The sequence below is a fragment of the Caballeronia sp. M23-90 genome, from assembly GCF_053574605.1.
This window is the reverse complement of the sequence record NZ_JBSIPA010000610.1, coordinates 1-3,175: the sequence shown is the minus strand read 5'-3', so window position 1 is coordinate 3,175 and position 3,175 is coordinate 1. Positions and strand designations below refer to the sequence as shown.

Here is a 3,175-nt window from a genome sequence, read left to right as displayed (position 1 = left end):
TAACGCGGCTTCGCCCAGGGCATCACGCACGCGGCGTCGCGCATTGGCAATGCGGTCGCGCCGCCGTTGATCGTGTGGCTGATGATCGCGACGAGCTGGCGCGGCGCGTTCATCGTGACGGGCGTCGTGAGCTTTCTGTGGGCGATCGTGTGGATCTTCTATTTCCGCGATAACCCCCGCGAGCATCACGCCATTACCGAAGCCGAATGCGAGACGCTTTCATCGTTTTCCGGCGTGAAGCAAAGAACGCCCGTTCCGTGGCGCGCGTTGCTCGGCCGCATGGCGCCGGTCACCGCCGTGTACTTCTGCTACGGCTGGGTGCTGTGGCTGTTCCTCGGCTGGATTCCGCAGTACTTCCTCCACAACTATCACATGCAGTTGGGCAAGTCCGCGCTGTTCGCGTCGGGCGTGTTCTTCGCGGGCGTGCTTGGCGACTGGCTGGGTGGATCGATCACGGATCGCATCCTGCGGCGTAGTAAAAATCTTCGTCTCGCACGTAACGTGATGGTCGGCGTGTGCATGTTCCTGACGCTGCTTTCGCTTGCGCCAATCATGCTTGTTTCCAACATGTCGATCACGCTGGCTGCGTTGTGCCTGAGCGGCGGTTTCTTCTTCAACGAAATGACCATCGGGCCAATGTGGGCCGTCCCCATGGACATCGCGCCCAAACACGCCGGGACCGCGAGCGGCATCATGAACTCGGGATCGGCGCTGGCGGCGATCATTAGTCCGGTCGCCGGTGGCTTCATGATCGACCGCACCGGGAACTGGAACCTGCCCTTCACCGTGTCGATGATCCTCATGGCAGTCGGCATTGTGCTGTCCTTCACCATGCGGCCGGATCGCGTTCTGGATGATGTGCCCGCGGGTGCGGAGAACGCCGAGCCGCTTCGCAAATACGTTTAGAACAGGAGTCGATGTGACTGAAGCTTCTATCCGGGTTGAACGCGACGAAACCATCGCGACGGTTGTCATCGATCGTCCGGAAAAACTCAATGCGATGACCAAGCCGCTGTGGCAAGCGCTTGGCGAAACCATCAACACCCTTTCCGCCGATGACACCCTGCGCTGCATCATCCTGCGCGGCGCGGGCGAGAAGGCGTTCTCGCCGGGCAACGATATAGCGGAGTTCCGCACCGATCGATCCAACGTCGAGCAGGCGCGTGCGTATGGCGCGATCATGCATCGCACGTTGGGCGCACTCGATCAGTGCCGGCATCCGATTGTCGCGATGATCCACGGCATTTGCGTGGGCGGCGGTCTGGAGATTGCCGCAATGTGCGACCTGCGCATTTGCGGTGAATCGAGTCGTTTCGGCGTACCGATCAAAAACCTCGGCCTCGTGATGGCGCACGCGGAACTCGACGCGCTCGCGAAGCTCGCCGGGCCCGCAGTCGCGTTGGAGATCCTGCTGGAAGGCCGGATTTTCGATGCAAGGGAGGCATTCACCAAAGGCCTCGTCACGCGCGTGGTCCCCGACGATCAGGTCACGGCCGAGACATTGACCACCGCTCGCCGAATTGCCGATGGCGCTCCGCTGGTCGCGCGCTGGCACAAGCAGTTCGTCAAACGCGCGATGAACCCCGCTCCGCTCACCGACGCCGAACGCGACGAAGGTTTCGCGTGTTTCGGCACGGAGGACTTTCGTACGGGTTACCAGGCCTTCCTCGACAAGGTCAAACCGGAATTCAAGGGACGTTGACATGTTCGAACACGAAACATCCGATAGTAAAAGTTCAGGCCCGCTCTCCGGCATGCGCGTGATCGAGCTCGCGCACATCATGTCCGGACCCATCTGCGGCATGATGCTCGCCGACATGGGCGCGGACGTCATCAAGGTCGAGAAAATTCCCGGCGGCGACGATTGCCGCCGTTTCGCGCCTATTCTCGAGGGTGGCGAATCGGCGTCGTTCATGATCGTGAACCGCAACAAGCGCGGCGTCGGTATCAACCTGAAGACAGACGGTGGCCGTGAAGTGCTGCGCAAGATGCTCGCAACGGCCGATGTCGTGACGGAGAACTACCGGCGCGGCACGATGGAAAAACTCGGCATGGGCTACGGCGCGCTCAAGGCGGAAAACCCTGGCCTGATCTATTGCGCGATATCGGGTTTCGGGCGCACCGGTCCGATGGCCGACAAGGGCGGCTTCGATCTCATCGCGCAGGGCATGAGCGGCTTGATGAGCATGACGGGTGAGCCGGGCCAGGCGCCGATCAAGGCCGGCTCGCCGGTCACGGATATCAACGCCGGCATCCTCGCTGCGCTTGGCATTTGCGCGGCGTACTCGGCCAAGCAAAAAACCGGCGTGGGTCAGATGGTCGATACATCGCTGTTCGAGGCTGGCTTGCAGCAAATGTACTGGGCCTTTGCCAACTATTTCGCCGACGGCACAGTGCTGCCGAAAGCAGGCTCGGCGAATCCGACGAGCGCGCCGTATCAGGCATTCCGCACGCGCGATGGCTGGGTCAACATTGGCGGAGCAAACCAGAGTAACTACGAGCGTCTGGTCGGCGTGCTCGACATCCCGGGTCTGGCGGACGATGAACGCTTCAAGACCAATGCCGGGCGCATGAAGCACCGCGGCGTACTGGTGGACATCCTCACGAGCCGGCTGGTCGAGCGCACGACCAATGAATGGCTCACGATGTTCGATGAAATCGGTTTGCCCTCGGGTCCGGTGCTCGAGGTGCCGCAAGCGGTTGCACACGAGCAGGCATTGGCGCGTGGAATGATCGTGGAGACGACGCATCCGGTCGCGGGCCGCATGCGTGGCCTGGGTTTGCCGATCCATTTCTCCGATGGCCGCACGCAATCCCCCGTGCCGGCGCCGCTGTTAGGGCAGCATACGGCGGAGGTGCTGCGCGAATACGGTTTCTCCGATGCACGCATTGGCGCGCTGAAAGATGAAGGCGCAATCCTGGTTGGCGATGTAACGGGTTGAAGAACGGCGCTTGAAGTTCCCCAAACCAAGCGGCTTTTATTCAAACGACAAGCGCAGCGCGAACGCCAGCAATGCCGCCGAGAACGTCCAGCGCTGCACGACCTGTGCGTGACATGCAGGTTCGAGTCGCCTATATGCCCGAAATAGAACCCGCGATGCGTCGGCCAGCGTGCGCCAAAGTCCTTTCGGCATGCATCGACAAAATGACCGATCGCGCCTATCGGCAAGCTCAC

The 3,175-nt window shown here is 61.5% G+C and carries 2 protein-coding genes and 2 pseudogenes; 3 read left to right on the top strand and 1 reads right to left on the bottom strand.

Going from position 1 to position 3,175, the window contains the following annotated elements; genetic code table 11:
- The 3 genes and pseudogenes from ACRXB1_RS33425 to ACRXB1_RS33415 all read left to right on the top strand — a co-directional run.
- A pseudogene (locus tag ACRXB1_RS33425) lies at positions 1 to 906 on the top strand (MFS transporter); the annotation flags it as partial.
- Positions 907 to 919: 13 nt separating this feature from the next.
- Complete coding sequence (locus ACRXB1_RS33420) at positions 920 to 1,702, top strand: enoyl-CoA hydratase/isomerase family protein (protein ID WP_449494464.1); 783 nt, start codon at positions 920 to 922, stop codon at positions 1,700 to 1,702.
- Between the two features lies 1 nt (position 1,703).
- On the top strand, positions 1,704 to 2,942 hold the full coding sequence (locus ACRXB1_RS33415; RefSeq protein ID WP_449494463.1) for a CaiB/BaiF CoA transferase family protein: 1,239 nt from the start codon (positions 1,704 to 1,706) through the stop codon (positions 2,940 to 2,942).
- Between the two features lie 36 nt (positions 2,943 to 2,978).
- Here the strand turns inward: ACRXB1_RS33415 and ACRXB1_RS33410 are convergent.
- Positions 2,979 to 3,175, bottom strand: a pseudogene (locus tag ACRXB1_RS33410) (hypothetical protein); the annotation flags it as partial.

Excerpts from the sequence above, each read along its gene's own strand:
- ACRXB1_RS33415 (WP_449494463.1), top strand. The coding sequence starts at position 1,704 with ATGTTCGAACACGAAACATCCGATAGTAAAAGTTCAGGCCCGCTCTCC.